Here is a 16,513-nt window from a genome sequence, read left to right on the forward strand (position 1 = left end):
CCGGATGGACCGACACCAGGAAGCTACGGGCGGGGGCCGGCCGGATGGCAGCCCGTCGGATGTCCGTTTCCTGTCCGACGCGGGTCCGTTCCGGCCACCTCGGCGACATACTTGACGGGTGACCGACCGGTTGAGCGACCGGCTCGCGACGGCGCGCGAAGAGGGCTTCGTCGGCCGCCGTGCCGAGACCGCGGCCTTCCGCGAGCTGCTGGCGGCCGGGCGCGGCGCGGTGGTGTACGTGCACGGCCCCGGCGGCATCGGGAAGACCACGCTGCTGCACCACTTCGCGCGGCTCGCCGGGCGCGCCGGGCGGTCCGTCGTCCAGCTGGAGGCGTCCGGGGTGCGCTCCTACGAGGAGGAGCTGGCGGAGCGCATTCCGGACCGGCCGGATCTGGTGCTGCTGATCGACGGCCTGGACGACGCGCGGACCGCGCGCGAGACCGTGCACCGTGAGCTGCTGCCCCGGCTGCCCGCCGACGCGCTGGTCGCGCTGGCCTGCCGGACGGCGCCGCCGATGTCCTGGCGTCTGGACCCGGCCTGGCAGGGGCTGCTGCGCCTGCTGCCGCTCGACGTACTGGACGAGGCGGACAGCCGGGAGCTGCTGACCCGGCGCGGTGTCCCGCCCGCCGTGCAGGAGCAGGGGCTGGCCTTCACCCGCGGGCACCCGCTGGCGCTCGCGCTGGTGGCGGACGTCGCCGCGCTCGGCGGCGAGGCGGCCGGGCCCGAGCCGTCGCCGCAGGTCGTGCGGGCGCTGCTGGCCAGCCTGCTGGAAGCGGTGCCCACGCCGCTGCACCGTACGGCGCTGGAAGCGTCCTCGCAGGTGCTCTCGACGACCGAGCCGTTGCTGGCCGCGCTGCTGGACGTGCCCGACGCCCGGCCGTACTTCGACTGGCTGTGCGGGCTGTCCGCCGTGGAGAGCGGGGCCCGTGGGGTGCATCCGCACGACCTGGTACGGGACGCTCTGGACGCGGAGCTGCGCTGGCGCGACCCGGAGCGCAGGGCGACGCTGCACCGCCGGGCCAGCGCGTACTACCAGCGGCTGTTCACGCGGGAGGACGAGCGGGGGCGGCAGCAGGCGGTGCTCGCGGACTTCGCTTACCTGCACCGGGACAGCCCGGTCGTCGGTCCGCTGCTGGAGCCGGTGGCGCGCGGGGCGGCGGGAGCGGCCTGGCTGGACCGGCTGACCGTCTCGCCGGGGCCGGTCACCGGGGGCGAGCTGGTGGAGGCGTGCACGGTCGCCGCGATCCACGAGGGGATCGAGGCGGCGCGGCTGGTGCACGAGTGGTCGCGGCGTCCGGAGGCCGAGACGTACACCGTGCGCGGTCCGGACGGGGTGGCGGCGGGTTTCTACACGCTGATCGAGCTGGGCGGCGCTCCCCCGCCGGGCGCGCCGGAGGACCCGGCGGTACGGGCCGCCTGCCGCTGGCTGGACACGTACGGTGAACTGCGCGGCGACGAGACGGCGTTGCTGGTCCGGTTCTGGATGAGCCGCGACGAGTACCAGGACGTCTCCCCCGTGCAGACGCTGATCACGCTGCGCCTGACGCACCACTACCTCACCGGCCGCCAGCCCGCCGTGACGCTGCTGCCGTTCGCCGACCCGGAGTTCTGGGAGCCGGACTGCGCGTACATGGACTTCGCCCGGCTGCCCGCGGCGGACTTCACGTCCGGCGGGCGCCGGTTCGGGATGTTCGTGCACGACTGGCGGCGGGTGCCGGGGCTGGCGTGGCTGGCGATGCTGACCGAGCGGGAGCGGTCCGGGGACCCGTTCGCCGTGGCCCCGCCCGTACCGTCGGCCCCCTTGCGGGTGCTGGACCGGGAGGCGTTCGCGGCGGCCGTACGGGACGCGCTGCGCGAGTTCGCACGGCCGGACGGGCTGCGGGACTCGCCGCTGCTGGAGACGCGGCTGGTGGCCGGGCGGTGCGCGGCGGACGGGACGGGCGCGCGGGAGCGGGTGGCGGCCCTGCGGGAAGCGATCCGCTCGGCGGCGGCAGCGCTGGAGGAGTCGCCGCCGGACCGCCGGGCGTTCCGGGCGCTGCACCACACGTATCTGCGCCCGGCCGGCACCCAGGCGCGCGCCGCGGAGCTGCTGCGGCTGCGGCTGCCGATGACGACGTACCGGCGGCATCTGGCGGCCGGGATCGGCCGGCTGACGGAACTGCTGTGGCAGGAGGAGCTGGAGGGTGGCGGGGCGGCCGGTTCTTGAGGCGCACGGCCCTCGCGGCGTACGGCCTCTGATGCGTACGACTCCTGATGCGCACAACCTTTGAGGAATACGGCCGCCTGCCGGGCGCGTCAGCCCTCCAGGACGAACCGGCTCCGGGCCCGCATCGCCGCCGTGACCCCGGCCGGGGCCTTCTCCGGCGAGCCCGCGTCGTACGGCGGCCGCGGGTCGTACTCGATGCCGAGCTGGATGGCCTGCGCGCAGGTGTCACCGGCGATCCGGCCCGCCAGCGCGAGGCCCATGTCGATGCCGGAGGAGACACCCGCGGCGGTCACGTACTTGCCGTCGAAGACGACGCGTTCGCCGGTCGGTGCGGCGCCGTGGGACGGCAGCTGGTCCAGCGCGAGCCAGTGGGAGGTGGCGCGGCGGCCCTTGAGGAGCCCGGTGGCGGCGAGGATCAGCGAGCCGGTGCAGACGGAGGTGGTCCAGGTGGTGCGGGTGTCCACGGCGCGGATCCAGTCGTGCAGCGGGCCGTCGTCCATCAGCGCGGCCTGGCCGGGGCCGCCGGGCACGACGAGCACGTCCGGGGCGGTGACGTCGGACAGGACCGCGTCGGCGGTCAGGGCGAGGGTGCCGGTGTCGTTGCGGTGCTCTCCGGCGCGCTCGGCGACAAGGACGGTCTCGGCGCCCGGGATGCGGCTGAGGGCCTCGTACGGGCCGACGGCGTCGAGGGCGGTGAAGCGGTCGTAGAGGAGGATCGCGATCTGCATGGGGGCCTTTCGACATATTCGATGCATTGGACGCATGAGACGCATGCGTTGCGGGGGAGCCTCGGCGGACAGCAGCCGGGCCGGTCAGCCGAACGGTGGCGGGGAGGCGGGCCGGAAGCGGCGGCGGTATTCGGCGGGGGCGGCGCCCAGCGGGCGGGTGAACGCGCGGCGCATCGCCTGCGGGGCGTTCGCGCGCAGCCAGTAGACGAGCCGGGGGTCGGGCGCCCGGGTGCCCCGGCCGCCGGGCACGAGGAGGGTGTGCGGCGGTGTGGCGTCGGACAGCCGGAGGCCGGGGGTCACGGTCAGTCCGCTGGACGTACGGACCGGGGTGCCGTCGGGCGAGGCGGTACGGACCGGGTACGCGCCGGGTGCGCGCAGGGCGGCTCCCGTGAAGACCTCCAGGGGGCCGATGACATCGAGGCTCTGCCCGCCTTCGAAGAGGACGACCAGCACATCGCGCTGTTCCATGGGCCCATCCTGGGCGGGTGCGGGGATGACGGCAATGTCGAACAACCCACCTTCACGGCCATCGGCGGCCGCCGGAAGCGGTGCCGGACCGGCGCGCCGTCGGGCCTGCCCTCCCCTCCATACCAACGGGTCGGTAATCTGCGGGCATGACCTCCACGACCTCGCTCCCCGAGCGCGCCGGCCGGCGCTGTCACCACGTCGTCAACCCGCTGCACTCGACCGTCTACTTCTCGCCGGACCTGCCGGCCGAACTCGCGGCCGTCGGCGTCGAGGACCGCGGCGCCGCCTACTTCGCCAGCCGCGCGGCGGCCATGGGCGCGGTGGGCCCCGGCACCGTCACCGCGACCTTCTACAACTTCGCGTACGACCTGGTCGCCCAGCACATACCGCAGGTCTGGTCCGTCGTGCCGCCCGCCGAGGTGCTGGCCGCGCGACTGCGGGCGGTCGACAGCACGCTGCGGCGGCTGCTCGGCGACGCCGTGGTGGAGTCGCCGGAGATGGCCGAGGCGGCCCGGCTGGCGCTGCGCGCCACCGAGGGCTGCACCCGCCACGCCCGGCCGCTGTACGCCGCGCACGCCGACCTCCCGGTCCCCGAGGCCCCGCACCTCGCCTACTGGCACGCGGCGACGCTGCTGCGTGAGCACCGCGGCGACGGCCACCTGGTGGCGCTGCTGAACGCCGGGCTGAACGGCCTGGAGGCGCTGGTGACGCACACCGCCACCGACCGCGGCGCGGACCGCTCGTGGCTCCTGGCGACCCGCGGCTGGTCGCTGGAGCAGTGGGAGGCGGCCGAGGAGGGCTGCGCGGGCGCGGCATCCTGGACGCGGCGGGCGCGCTGACCGAGGCGGGCGCCAAGCTGCGCGCGGACCTGGAGGACACCACGGACCGGCTGGACCTGGCGCCGTACGAGCACCTGGGCGCGGCCGACGTGGCCCGGCTCACCGAGCTGGCCGCCGGCTTCACTCAGGCCGCGATGGCGGCGGGCGCGTTCCCCAAGGAACTTTTCGGCAAGCGCTGAGCCGCCCGGCCCGACGCACGGGAACCGTACGGCAGTTGCTCCGCCACCGCCGTGGGCCCGTACGGCGTCCCGCGCACGGAAAACGAGGTGCGCGGGACGGGCCGCCGCTGCCAGGCTGCGCCGATGGACCGTCAACGGATCTCCCGGATCGCCCACACCGGCCACCCGATCGCGGCGCCGCTCGACGACGAGTCGGTGCGGCAGTTGCTCGGACACGGCCTGCCGCGCGGCGACGAGCGCGTGCTCGACCTCGGGTGCGGGGGCGGGGAGTGGCTGCTCCGCGCGCTGGCCCGGTGGCCGGAGCTGCGGGCCGAGGGCGTGGACGTCGCCACGGAAGCCCTGGCTCACGCCCGTGCGGCCGCGGTCGGGCGGGGTGTCGCGGACCGGCTCGTCCTGCACGCCGAGGACGTCACGGACTTCCGCTCCCCGCACCCGTTCGGCCTGGTGCTCAGCGTCGGGGCCGCACACGCCTTCGGCGGCCTGCTGCCCACCCTGGCCGCGGCGCGGCGACACCTGGCTCCCGGCGGCCGGGTCCTGGCCGGTGACGGGTTCTGGGAGCGTACGCCGTCCCCGGAGGCCGTCGGGATGCTCGGGGACTTCGCCGACCTGCCGACCACTCTGGAACGCGTCGCCGCCGCCGGGTGGACCCCCGTCCACGGGCACGTCAGCACCCGCCGGGAACTGGACGACTACGAGTGGTCCTGGACCGGATCGCTGGCCTCGTGGGCACTGGACCAGCCCGACGGCCCCGACCGTGCCGAGGCGCTCGCGACGGCCGACGCCCACCGTACGGAGTGGCTGCGCGCCTACCGGGACAGTTGGGGCTTCGTCAGTCTGGTGCTGCGCCGTACCGACGGCTGACCGACCGCTGGCCGACGGCCGGTAGCCGGCCCCGCACGCGCGGACACGCCCGGCCGCCGAGTCCTTCCGGACGGCCCGCCGGCGCCCGGTATGCGGTACGTCCCGCCCCGCCCGTCCCGTACGTATCCACACGTCCCGTACGGACCGCTCCCCCGTGCGTGCGGCTTCTCACACCTCGCCGCGGCGGCCCGGGTCGCGCGACAGTGAAGCCCGCCAACCTGCACAATGCAGGCTCAAGCAAACGCTGGAAGGCGGGGCAGGAAACAACGTGACGGCATCCACCGAGGCCAACGGGGCGTCCGGGACCATCGGATCCATCGAAGCGAGGATCGCCGACGAGCTCGGCGTCAGGGAGCGGCAGGTGAAGGCCGCGGTCGAACTGCTCGACGGCGGCTCGACCGTGCCCTTCATCGCCCGGTACCGCAAGGAAGCAACCGAAATGCTCGACGACGCGCAGCTGCGCGCGTTGGAGGAACGGCTGCGCTACCTGCGGGAGCTGGAGGAGCGGCGTACCGCGATCCTGGAGTCCGTCCGGTCGCAGGGCAAGCTGGACGCCGCGCTGGAGGCGCAGATCCGCGGCGCGGAGTCCAAGGCCCGCCTGGAGGACATCTACCTGCCGTACAAGCCCAAGCGGCGCACCAAGGCGCAGATCGCGCGCGAGGCGGGTCTCGAACCGCTGGCGGACGGCCTGCTGGAGGACCCGTCGGTGGAGCCCGCCGCGGCCGCCGCGGCGTTCGTGGACGCGGACAAGGGCGTCGCCGACCCGGCCGCCGCCCTGGAGGGCGCGCGGGCCATCCTCACCGAGCGGTTCAGCGAGGACGCCGACCTGATCGGCGAGCTGCGCGAGCGGATGTGGACGCGGGGTCAGGTCGCCGCGAAGGTGCGGGAGGGCAAGGAGGAGGCGGGTGCCAAGTTCGCCGACTACTTCGACTTCGCGGAGCCCTTCACCGCGCTGCCGTCGCACCGGATCCTGGCGATGCTGCGCGGCGAGAAGGAGGAGATCCTCGACCTCGCGCTGGAGCCGGAGACCGAGCCGGTCGAGGGCACCACGGCGTACGAGCAGTCCATCGCCCACAAGTTCGGCATCACCGACCGCGGCCGTCCCGCCGACAAGTGGCTCAAGGACACCGTGCGCTGGGCCTGGCGCACTCGCGTCCTGGTGCACCTCGGCATCGATCTGCGGCTGCGGCTTCGGCAGGCCGCCGAGGACGAGGCGGTACGGGTCTTCGCGTCCAACCTGCGCGACCTGCTGCTGGCGGCGCCGGCCGGCACCCGCGCCACGATGGGCCTGGACCCCGGCTTCCGTACGGGCGTGAAGGTCGCCGTCGTGGACGCGACCGGCAAGGTGGCGGCGACGGAGACGATCTACCCGCACGTCCCGCAGCAGAAGTGGGACCAGTCGCTGGCCACGCTGGCGCGGCTGGCCCGGGAGCACGACGTCGAGCTGATCGCCATCGGCAACGGCACCGCGTCCCGCGAGACGGACAAGCTGGCCGCCGACCTGATCGCGGCGCAGCCCGAGCTGAAGCTGACCAAGGTGATGGTCTCCGAGGCGGGCGCTTCGGTGTACTCCGCCTCCGCGTTCGCCTCGCAGGAGCTGCCGGAGCTGGACGTGTCGCTGCGCGGCGCGGTCTCGATCGCGCGCCGCCTCCAGGACCCGCTGGCCGAACTGGTCAAGATCGACCCCAAGTCGATCGGGGTCGGCCAGTACCAGCACGACCTGTCCGAGGTGAAGCTGTCGCGGTCGCTGGACGCGGTGGTCGAGGACTGTGTGAACGGTGTCGGTGTGGACGTCAACACCGCCTCGGCGCCACTGCTGTCGCGGGTGTCCGGCATCAGCTCCGGGCTGGCCGAGAACATCGTCGCGCACCGCGACGCCAACGGCCCGTTCCGCGCCCGCAAGACCCTCAAGGACGTGGCGCGGCTCGGCCCGAAGGCGTACGAGCAGTGCGCGGGCTTCCTGCGCATCCGCGACGGCGAGGACCCGCTCGACGCGTCCAGCGTGCACCCGGAGGCGTACCCGGTGGTGCGCCGGATGGTGAAGACGGCGGGCGGCGAGGTGTCCTCGCTGATCGGCAACACGGCGGTGCTGCGCGCGTTGAAGCCGGCCGACTTCGTGGACGACTCCTTCGGGCTGCCGACCGTCACCGACATCCTCCAGGAGCTGGAGAAGCCGGGCCGCGACCCGCGCCCGGTCTTCAAGACGGCCACCTTCAAGGAGGGCGTGGAAAAGATCGGCGACCTGCAACCCGGGATGCTTCTGGAGGGCGTGGTCACCAACGTCGCCGCCTTCGGCGCCTTCGTCGACATCGGCGTCCACCAGGACGGTCTGGTGCACGTCTCCGCGATGTCCAAGACCTTCGTCAAGGACCCGCGCGACGTGGTCAAGCCGGGCGACATCGTGCGCGTGAAGGTGCTGGACGTGGACATCCCGCGCAAGCGGATCTCGCTGACGCTGCGCCTCGACGACGAGCCCGGCAAGGGCGGCGGCGCGACCGACGGCGGACAGCGTACGGGCGCCCCGCGCGACGGCCGGCGCGACGGCCGGGAAGGCCGCGGCGACCGGGACGGCCAGCAGCGGCGCGGCGGCACCCCGCGGCAGCGCCAGGGCGGCAACGAGCGCCGCGGCGGCTCGCGCGACGCGGCCCCGGCGAACGGCGCCATGGCCGACGCCCTGCGCCGGGCCGGCCTCCTGGGCAAGGAGCGCGGCGGGCGCTGAGCAAGCTGAGCAGCGTGCGGCCGGTACCGGTTCAGGCCGGTACCGGCCGCACGGGCGTTCAGGTCACTCGTTTTCAGGTCACTCGGGCGCTCGGAGCACTCAGGCTTTCAGGTCACTCGGGCGTGTCCGTACGCGGTACCGGGCCGGGGCCCTTGCGGGGCCTTCCGGTCTCCGGCTTCCCGACGTGGCTGACCCAGCGGCCGTCCTCCTGCGACAGGTAGCTCTCCCCGATGCCGGCGGCCTCCCCGGCACCGCGGTCCGGTGCGGCGGGGGCGCTCTCCTGCGCCGCGCGCTGTGCCCTGCGCTCCCGTTCGGGGCGGTTCTTCGACATGTCACCCATGCTGGCTCCCGGCTCACGCTGGAATCGACGGTTCGGTGGCGCCGCGGCGGTGGCGCCCGGCTCCTCCAGTAGGGCACCGGCCCGGCGACGTCGGCATGCCCGGCGTGCCAAGCGGGTGGCGGCGGCCGTACCGGCGCCCGTCGGCGGCACGCCTACCCGCTGGGCGCCGTCTCAGGCCGTACCGTCTCAGGCCGTACCGTTTCAGGCCGCGCCCGCGAAGCCGCGCATCCGTTCCAGCTCGGCGGCCACGTCCGTCAGCGTCGCGCAGCCCGGTACGGGCGGGATCTGCGCCGCGAGCGCGGGCGGGCCGGGGCGGCCCGGGTCCTCCAGCGCGTCCGCCATCGCGGTGAGCGCCTCGGAGAGCCGGTGTGCCTCCTGCCGGGTCGGGCGGCGGGCGCCGTGGTCGAGCCGTACGGCGCAGGCGGTCGCCGCGTCGACGATGCGTTCGGCGGCGGTGACGACCGTGAGCCAGTCGGGGTTGCGGCCGCGCGCCGCGACGAGTTCGGCGGCCGCGGTCTCGGCCGCCGCGCGGGCCTCGCCGAGCGCCCGGTAGGCCTCCCGGCGCAGTACCAGCCGCTCGCCCCGGTCGTGCCCCGGTTCGGTCCTGAGCACCTCGCCCAGGTACGCGCCGGTGGTGCGCAGCGCGGCGGTGACCCGGTGTCCGACGCGGCGCCGGGGGTCGGCGAGCCGCGGCAGGTGGCCGACGACGAGCACGATGCCGCAGGCGGCCGAGGTGTCCACGATCCGCTCCAGGGCGGCCTGCGGGTCGCCGCTGACGTGCACGAACGACAGCACCATCAGGGTGATCGCGACGGTCTGCAGCGCGAAGTGGCGGGTGGCGAACGGCAGCAGCGCGCCGCCCGCGCCGGCGATGAGCGCGGGCCACCACCAGCCGTCCAGCAGCGTCCCCGCCGCCGCGAAGACGAGCACGCCCGCGACGGTCCCGGCGAAGCGGTTGACCGTACGGGAGAACAGCGGGCCCAGGTCGGGCTTGACGAGGAAGGTGACGGTGGCGGGCAGCCAGTACCAGTGGTCGGCGCGGAGCGCGAGGGCCGCCGCCGCGCTCACGGCGATGCACAGGCCGACCCGCAGGCCGTAGTCGCGGCCGGCCGGCCCGAGGAGGCTCCGGCCGGGCCGGGCGCGGGGGGCGATGAGCGTGCGCGTCCGGTCGCGCAGGGAGGGGCGGCGGGGCGCGGGCCGTTCCGTGGTGGGCGTGCCGCGCTCTTCGTCCCTCGGCTGCGTCTCGGCCTGCCCATCCGTCCCCGTATCGGTCTCCGTCCCCGTCCCCGTCCCCGTCCCCGTCTCCGTCCGCACGGGTACGGCTCCGGAGATCGCCGCGGGCCCGCCGTCGGCCCCGGCGGCGTCCAGCGGTTCCGTACGGGCGAAGACCACCGCGGCGTCCAGGAGGGCGCGGTCGAAGGCGCCGCGCGCCGGGGAGCTGGTCTCCGGCGCGGCGAGCCGGCCCGGCGGCCGGCCGGTGCGCAGCGCTTCGGCGAAGCGGCGCGGGCCCTCGGCGACCCGGTCCGGCAGCGGCTGGGCCTCCCACAGCAGCGCGACGCTGGCCTCGCACAGCGCGGTGCCGGCGGCCAGCCGCTCGGCGAGCAGCCGTTCGTCCGCGCGGGGGCGGCGGCGCAGCAGGCGGCGCAGCCGCAGGGCCTCGTCGGCCCGGTCGAGGGCGGCGGTGAGGCGGCGCCGGGCCGCTTCGGCGCCGGGCCCGCCGACGGCCTCCAGCGCGTCCGCGAGCGCGTCGAAGACGGTGGCGACGGCCGCCCGCTCACCGCTGAGCGGCCCGCCGACCGGGCGGGGCGGGTGGAAGACCAGCCGCAGCAGGAGCAGCCACAGGCAGCCGGCCAGGAGGTAGAGGGCCTTGAGCCACGGGGCGCCGGACAGCGGCATGCCCGCGCCGAGGACGGTGCTGGCCAGCATCTGCATGCCCGCGTTGGAGCGCACCGGCCCGGCGACGCTGCCCGCGCCCGAGACGAAGCCCACGGCGAACAGCGCGGGGACCACCCACCAGCCCGCGCCGACGGTCTGGAGTGTGGCGCCCATCAGCATGCCGAAGGACGACGCGAGGGCGGGCAGGCCGATGTGCACGACGCCGCGGCGGCGGGTGCCGGGGCGGTCGTTGACGCCCGCGAGCATGGAGCCGAGGCCGGCCAGCACTCCGGCGGCCGGGTGGCCGGTGGCCACGCCCGCGGCGAGCAGCGGGCCCGCGCACAGGGCTCCACGGACCACGGCGGCCCAGGGCACGGGCAGCCGCTGCCAGCGCAGGGGGTGGGCGAGCCAGGTGGGCACGGCGCGCGGAGCGCGGGGCATGGGCCTCCTTGAACGGCGGATGACGAGAGCGGCGGGCATAGAGGTACGTACCCGCGCAGAGCGGTACGTACTGCCCGACAGAAGGACGGGCAGAGGGACGAGCAGAGGGGCTTACGGAGGGTGGGGCACACGGAGTACCCGGGACGGGTGCGGGGCGGAATGTCCGAGGGGCGTCATCGGCCGACGGTGCTGACATCCAGCTTAAGGTCCTCTTCGTACGCACCGGGACGTGCGGGTTACGGGGATGTCAAGATCACATTCAGCCGTACCGGACCCGTACCCCGCCGGCCGCCTCGCCCGCTTTCCCGTCCGCTCCCCGCCTACTCCCCCGTCACCGGCGCGACCAGCACGCTTCCGCTCGTCCGGGCGACGACGTACGCCGTCCCCCTCGTCGCCCGCGCGTCCACCGCCAGCCGGTGCGTGCCCGCCTCGATCTGCCCGGCGAACAGCTCCGCCGTCCGCGTCCGCGACAGGCGGTCCACGCGGTACGCGGTGATGCCGATCCGGCACGGCACCGCGGTCTCGACCGTGACCTCGCCGCGGACCGCGGCCAGCCGCAGCAGGCGCCGCTGGTCCTGCGGACACCGGTCCAGCGCCTGCTCGATGCGGGCGACGAGCAGCGGGACGACCGGCACCGGCAGGTCCACGAAGACCGCCGAGGAGCCCGCGGCCGCGAACGCGGCGCGCACGGCGGCCCGCTCCGCCTCCCCCACCGCGCTGCCGAAGGCCACCGCCCCGTACGAACGCAACTCGTCCGGCGAGGCGCCCGCCGCGTCCCGGGTGATCTCCGCGCCGATGCCGGTGCCGCGCAGGGCCGCGGCCAGCCGGGCGGGCAGCGCGACCCGCCGGCCGACCAGCAGGACCCGCCGGGAGGCCGCCGCGCCGCGCTCCGGGCCGGCGTCGGACAGCAGGTGTTCCAGCGCGGCCCGGTACTGCGCCCCGTGGAAGCGGAACGGGCCGATGCCCGGATAGCCGTCGCGCCGCAGGTCCGCGGTGTGTCCCGTCTGCCAGGCGAAGTCGCGCCAGACGACGTCCGGGCCGTCGCGCTCGATGACGGCGGTCACCGCGCCGCACTCCAGTCCCTCGCACTCCGGGCAGCCGTAGAGGACGTAGCGCCCGTCGGCGAGCGGGGCGTCCTCCTCCAGGAGCAGCCGCCGCACGTGCGCGGTGAACAGGGATGGGCCGAGGTCGGCGGCGAGCGGGGAGACCGCGTCGAGGTCGGCCAGGCGCAGCAGGAGCGGTCTGCCGTCGACGATGAAGTCCCAGAAGTCGCGGTGGACCTCGTACGCACCGTTGGACAGTACTGCTCCGGCGCGCGTCGCGGGCGCCAGTCCGAAAGTCGCGTAGTGCGCAGACATGTCCTGAGTATCCCCACGTAACCGCCGATCAGAGCCCGGCGCCGGGCAATTGACGGGGAGGGGACCGTTCCGGATACCGCTGCCGCGGTCCCGGATGCCGCTGCCGCCGTTCCGGATGACGGCCACCGTCCGCGTCCCGGCGGGCGGCCGGGCGACGACGGCCGTTCCGCATCCCGGCCGCCCCGCCGCACCCGTCGCCCCCGGCGGGCGCAGCGGATAGCGTCCAGGCATGACGACGAGCGATGTGATCGTGATCGGCGGCGGGGTGATCGGCCTGACGGCCGCCGTCAGGCTGGCGGAGCGCGGGCGCGCGGTGCGGGTCGTCAGCCGTGACCCGGCCCGGGACACCACCTCCGCGGTCGCGGGCGGCCTGTGCTGGCCCTACCGGGTACGGCCCGAGGAGCGGGCGGTGGCCTGGTCGCTGCACTCCTTCCACCGGCTCACCGAGCTGGCGGCGCGCCCGACGGAGACCGGCGTGCGGCTGGTGACCGGCACGATGGCCGACGCCGGGGACGCGGAGCCGGACGGCTGGCACGCGGCGGTGCCGGGGCTGCGGCGGGCCACGCCGGACGAACTGCCGCCGGGCTGGGGCGCGGGCTGGCGCGCGACCACACCGCTGGTCGACATGCCGTCCCATCTGCGGTACCTGGAACGGCGGTTGGCGCAGGCGGGCGGCGCGGTGCAGCGGCGGCCGTTCACCTCGCTCGCGGAGGCGGGGCGGGAGGCCGGCACGGTCGTCAACTGCTCCGGGCTGGGCGCCCGCGAGCTGGTACCGGACCTGGCGGTGCAGCCCGTGCAGGGACAGCTGGTGATCGTGGAGAACCCGGGCGTCGAGGAGTGGTTCGGGTCGGCCGACGCGCACGCCGAGAGCACGACGTACATCCTGCCGCAGCCGTACGGGGTGGTCCTCGGCGGCACGGCACGCGAGGGCGCCTGGTCGCGGGAGCCGGACCCGGCGACCGCCCGCGCGATCGTGGAGCGCTGCGCGCGCGTCCACCCGAAGCTGGCGCACGCCCGTGTCCTGGCGCACCGGGTGGGCCTGCGTCCGGGGCGTACCGCCGTACGGCTGGAGGCGGAGCGGCTGCCGGGCGGCGCGCTGTGCGTGCACAACTACGGGCACGGCGGTGCGGGTGTGACGGTGGCGTGGGGGTGCGCGGAGGAAGTGGTACGGCTGGCGGGCGGCGGGACGGCGTGAAGGGAGGGCCGGTCTCCCGCCGGCCCTCCCCCGGTACTCACTCGCGCGCGGCGGGGGCAGTGCTTGCCCTCCCCGGTGCCCGCTTCCGCGCGGCGGGGCCAGGTGCTCTCTCCCGTGCCCGCTCCCGCGCGGCGGATGCTACGGCTTGCCCTCCTCGGAGGCCGGGGCCGCCGCGGAGGCCGTTCCGGACGGCGCGGTGTCGTTGCCGTTGCCCGGCCCGATGCGGATCTCGAAGTCGCCGTCGTAGCGCTCGTGGCCCGCGATGACGGCCAGTCCGACGACTTCCTCCCCTTCTGCCCGCGGACGATCAGCGGGTCGTGGCGCAGGTCCTTCATCAGCGCCCAGCACATCGCGATCATCACCAGGGTGAAGGGCGCCGCGACGAGGATCGTCAGATCCCGTAGTCCGGTGAGCGCGTCGTCCGACCCGCCGCCGATCAGCAGCATGATCGCGGCGACCGCGCCGGTGACCACGCCCCAGAAGACCACCACGAGCCGGGTCGGTTCGAAGGAGCCCTTCTGCGAGAGGGTGCCCATCACGATGGACGCGGCGTCGGCGCCGGAGACGAAGAAGATCCCGACCAGGATCATGACCAGGATGCTGGTGACGGTGGCTACCGGGTACTGGTGCAGCACGTCGAAGAGCTGCCCCTCGGGCGTGGTCTCGCCGGAGAGCTTCTTGCCGTCCTGGAGGTGCATCGCCGAGCTGCCGAACACCGCGAACCACAGCAGGCTCACCACGCTCGGCACGAGGATCACCCCGCCGATGAACTGCCGGATCGTGCGCCCGCGGCTGATGCGGGCGATGAACATGCCCACGAACGGCGTCCAGGAGATCCACCACGCCCAGTAGAAGACGGTCCAGCCGCGCAGCCAGTCACCGACCTGGTCGCCGCTGCTGGCCTCCGTACGGCCGGCGAGCTGCGGCAGTTCGCCGATGAGGGTGCCGATGGAGGTCGGCAGCATGTTCAGGATGAGGATGGTCGGCCCGACGACGAAGAGGAAGACGGCCAGGATCAGCGCCAGCACCATGTTGATGTTGGACAGCATCTGGACGCCGCGGGCGATGCCGGAGACCGCCGACAGGACGAAGGCCACGGTCAGCACCGCGATGACGACGACGAGCAGGGTGGTGCTGACCTTGTCCATCCAGCCGAGCACCTTGATGCCGCTGCCGATCTGCAGCGCGCCGAGCCCCAGGGACGCGGCGGAGCCGAAGAGGGTGGCGAAGATGGCGAGGATGTCGATGACCTGGCCGCCCCAGCCGTTCGCCCGGCGCTTGCCGATCAACGGGGTGAACACCGCGCTTATGGTCTGCCTTCTCCCCCGCCGGAAGCAGCTGTACGCGATGGCCAGCCCCACGACCGCGTAGATCGCCCACGGGTGCAGGGTCCAGTGGAACAGGGTGGTGGCCAGCGCGGTGTCCATGGCCTGCGCGGCGTCCTTGGGGTCGGTGCCCGGGGGCGGGGTGGCGAAGTGCCCCAGCGGCTCGCTGACGCCGTAGAACATCAGGCCGATGCCCATGCCCGCGCTGAACATCATCGCGACCCAGGACACCGTACGGAACTCCGGCTCCTCCCCTCCTTCCCCAGTGTGATCCGTCCGTACTTGCTCACGGCCAGCCAGATGGCGAAGACCACGAAGCCGGAGGCGGAGAGCACGAAGGCCCAGCCGCCGTTCTCGATGATCCAGTTCAGCATCGTCGTCGAGGCGCTCTTGAGCGACTCGGTGGAGGTGGCGCCCCAGACGATGAAGGCGAGGGTGAGCAGCGCCGTGACGCCGAAGACCACGCGGTCGGTCTGCGGAGGGCCGGTGCGGTGCGGTGCGCCGGGGAGTTCCGCCTCCACCGTCGCACCTCCCCCGCCGCCCGTGTCCTGGTCTGTTTCCGACACGTGTCGACCTTTCAATGGGCCAGTTTTTCCCTACCCGTTACCCCCTACCACACGGTGGAACCCGTTCAGCAGCCCTTGAGCGGAGTCGCGGCCGTAAGGTGATGATCGGCCCGGCCGTCCAGCAGCAGCGGGACGAGGGCGCGCAGCGGCTGGCGCAGCGGGACCACGGCGCCGCCCGTGCCGGTCCGGTACGACGACACGCCGTGCAGGGCGAGTTCGTCCTTGAACCGGTCGTACTGCCGGGCGTCGAGGCGGTACGCGCACGGCGGGTCGCCCAGGATCTTCCCGGCGGCGGGCGGTTCGTTGTCCGCGCCGCCGAGGTAGACCGGCCCCCGGTCGGCGTAACCGGCCAGCCGGGCGCGGGCCGTGGCGGACTCGATCCGGCTCCGACGCGCACCGACGAAAGCGAAGAGCCCGTCAAGCGCGGCGCTTTGGGAGGCGACCCGGCGGCGGTTGTTCAGCGCCGGGTCGGCCTTCTCGGCGTCGGTCAGCGCGTCGACCCGGGTCTCCACGAGCAGCCCGACGGAGTTCTTCACCCCGGCGGTGTTGCGCAGGATGCGCTCCTGGCCGTCACCGGCCACCTGCTTGACCGGGTCGCCGGTCTCCGGGTCGGTCCAGATGCCGTAGATGCCGGTGCTGAAGCCGGCACCGGCGGCTTCGGGGCGTACGTACTTCTCGGACAGGACGGTGGACTCCCGGTGCACCGCGCGGGCGGTGTTGAGGTTGCGGGGCCACAGGGAGAGCAGGTCCTTCATGTAGTAGGGCACGGTGGGCCCGTACTCGTGCAGGTCGTAGACGACATCCGGGCGGTAGTCGCGCTGCACGGCGGCCAGCGCCCGGGCCTCGGCGGTCTTCAGGGCGAGATGGTCGCGGTTGATGTCCACGCCGTCGGAGTTGCCGCGGGTGTCGGCGGCCCGGCCGTCCGGATTGGCGGTCGGCACGACCAGCACACTCGTGCGTTCCAGGAAGCGACGGGTGGCCCGGTCCCCGGCGAAGGCGAGGTCGCGGACGGTGGACAGACACGCCTCGCGGCCGGACGGCTCGTCGCCGTGCTGTGAGCAGATCAGCAGCACCGCGTTGCCGCGTCGCACGTCGGCCGCGCTCTTCGGGGCCGGTGCGCCGATGCGTATGAGCTGGAGCGGGCGGCCCTGGGCGGTGGTGCCGATCCGGTCCGTACGGACGCGGTCGCTCGCCCGGTCCACGGCGGTCAGGAAGTCCTGCTCCTCCGGCTGCGTGGTCCAGCGGGCGCCCTTGCTGGTCTCGAAGCCGGTGCGGGGCAGGTCCGGGCCGGACGCCCCGGCGGGCGGTGCGGCCAGCAGGGTCGCGGTGAGCGCGCCGGCCAGCGCCCCGAAGGCGAGGCCGCGGGAGAGGGATGTCACGAGGGGGTGCCTCCGGTGTCGGACGGTGGGGCGA

9 protein-coding genes and 3 pseudogenes are annotated in these 16,513 nt (G+C 74.6%); 5 read left to right on the forward strand and 7 right to left on the reverse strand.

Annotated elements, in window-relative coordinates:
• The first annotated feature begins 118 nt into the window (after nt 1–118).
• Entirely contained in the window at nt 119–2,206 is a 2,088-nt protein-coding gene (locus ACEXOX_RS05760; RefSeq protein ID WP_406519360.1) for an AAA family ATPase, read from the forward strand.
• Nucleotides 2,207–2,295: 89 nt separating this feature from the next.
• Here ACEXOX_RS05760 and ACEXOX_RS05765 read toward each other — a convergent pair whose 3' ends face one another.
• Both ACEXOX_RS05765 and ACEXOX_RS05770 read right to left on the reverse strand, forming a co-directional pair.
• On the reverse strand, nt 2,296–2,934 hold the full coding sequence (locus ACEXOX_RS05765) for a DJ-1/PfpI family protein (protein ID WP_406519361.1): 639 nt from the start codon (nt 2,932–2,934) through the stop codon (nt 2,296–2,298).
• Between the two features lie 168 nt (nt 2,935–3,102).
• Nucleotides 3,103–3,402 (reverse strand): annotated as a pseudogene (locus ACEXOX_RS05770) (DJ-1/PfpI family protein); the annotation flags it as partial.
• Between the two features lie 146 nt (nt 3,403–3,548).
• Between ACEXOX_RS05770 and ACEXOX_RS05775 the strand changes: the two are divergent.
• From ACEXOX_RS05775 to ACEXOX_RS05785, 3 genes and pseudogenes are all read left to right on the forward strand, one after another.
• Nucleotides 3,549–4,420 (forward strand): annotated as a pseudogene (locus tag ACEXOX_RS05775) (SCO6745 family protein).
• 123 nt (nt 4,421–4,543) lie between these two features.
• Nucleotides 4,544–5,281, forward strand: a complete 738-nt coding sequence (locus ACEXOX_RS05780; RefSeq protein ID WP_406519362.1) for an SAM-dependent methyltransferase — start codon at nt 4,544–4,546, stop codon at nt 5,279–5,281.
• Nucleotides 5,282–5,549: 268 nt separating this feature from the next.
• Nucleotides 5,550–8,000 (forward strand): Tex family protein, encoded by a 2,451-nt coding sequence (locus ACEXOX_RS05785; protein ID WP_406519363.1) that lies wholly within the window; start codon nt 5,550–5,552, stop codon nt 7,998–8,000.
• A gap of 112 nt (nt 8,001–8,112) precedes the next feature.
• Here the strand turns inward: ACEXOX_RS05785 and ACEXOX_RS05790 are convergent, their stop codons facing one another.
• The 3 genes from ACEXOX_RS05790 to ACEXOX_RS05800 all read right to left on the reverse strand — a co-directional run bounded on the left by ACEXOX_RS05790 (nt 8,113) and on the right by ACEXOX_RS05800 (nt 12,014).
• Nucleotides 8,113–8,340, reverse strand: coding sequence for a hypothetical protein (locus tag ACEXOX_RS05790; protein WP_406519364.1), 228 nt, complete (start codon nt 8,338–8,340; stop codon nt 8,113–8,115).
• A gap of 201 nt (nt 8,341–8,541) precedes the next feature.
• Nucleotides 8,542–10,656: an FUSC family protein gene (locus tag ACEXOX_RS05795; RefSeq protein ID WP_406519365.1), complete on the reverse strand. Its 2,115-nt coding sequence runs from the start codon at nt 10,654–10,656 to the stop codon at nt 8,542–8,544.
• A 320-nt stretch (nt 10,657–10,976) separates the two neighbouring features.
• On the reverse strand, nt 10,977–12,014 hold the full coding sequence (locus ACEXOX_RS05800) for an oxidoreductase (protein WP_406519366.1): 1,038 nt from the start codon (nt 12,012–12,014) through the stop codon (nt 10,977–10,979).
• Nucleotides 12,015–12,243: 229 nt separating this feature from the next.
• On the opposite strand from ACEXOX_RS05800, the gene ACEXOX_RS05805 reads away from it, so the two are divergent.
• Nucleotides 12,244–13,209 carry an FAD-dependent oxidoreductase gene (locus ACEXOX_RS05805; RefSeq protein WP_406519367.1) on the forward strand — a complete coding sequence of 322 codons (966 nt, stop codon included), beginning with the start codon at nt 12,244–12,246 and terminating at the stop codon, nt 13,207–13,209.
• Between the two features lie 138 nt (nt 13,210–13,347).
• Here the strand turns inward: ACEXOX_RS05805 and ACEXOX_RS05810 are convergent.
• Together ACEXOX_RS05810 and ACEXOX_RS05815 are read right to left on the reverse strand one after the other, a co-directional pair.
• Nucleotides 13,348–15,055: pseudogene (locus ACEXOX_RS05810) on the reverse strand (BCCT family transporter).
• A 110-nt stretch (nt 15,056–15,165) separates the two neighbouring features.
• Nucleotides 15,166–16,479 (reverse strand): M14 family metallocarboxypeptidase, encoded by a 1,314-nt coding sequence (locus ACEXOX_RS05815; RefSeq protein ID WP_406519368.1) that lies wholly within the window; start codon nt 16,477–16,479, stop codon nt 15,166–15,168.
• Nucleotides 16,480–16,513: the final 34 nt, after the last annotated feature.

The organism is Streptomyces sp. Ac-502, assembly GCF_045222935.1.
Lineage (GTDB): Bacteria > Actinomycetota > Actinomycetes > Streptomycetales > Streptomycetaceae > Streptomyces > Streptomyces monomycini.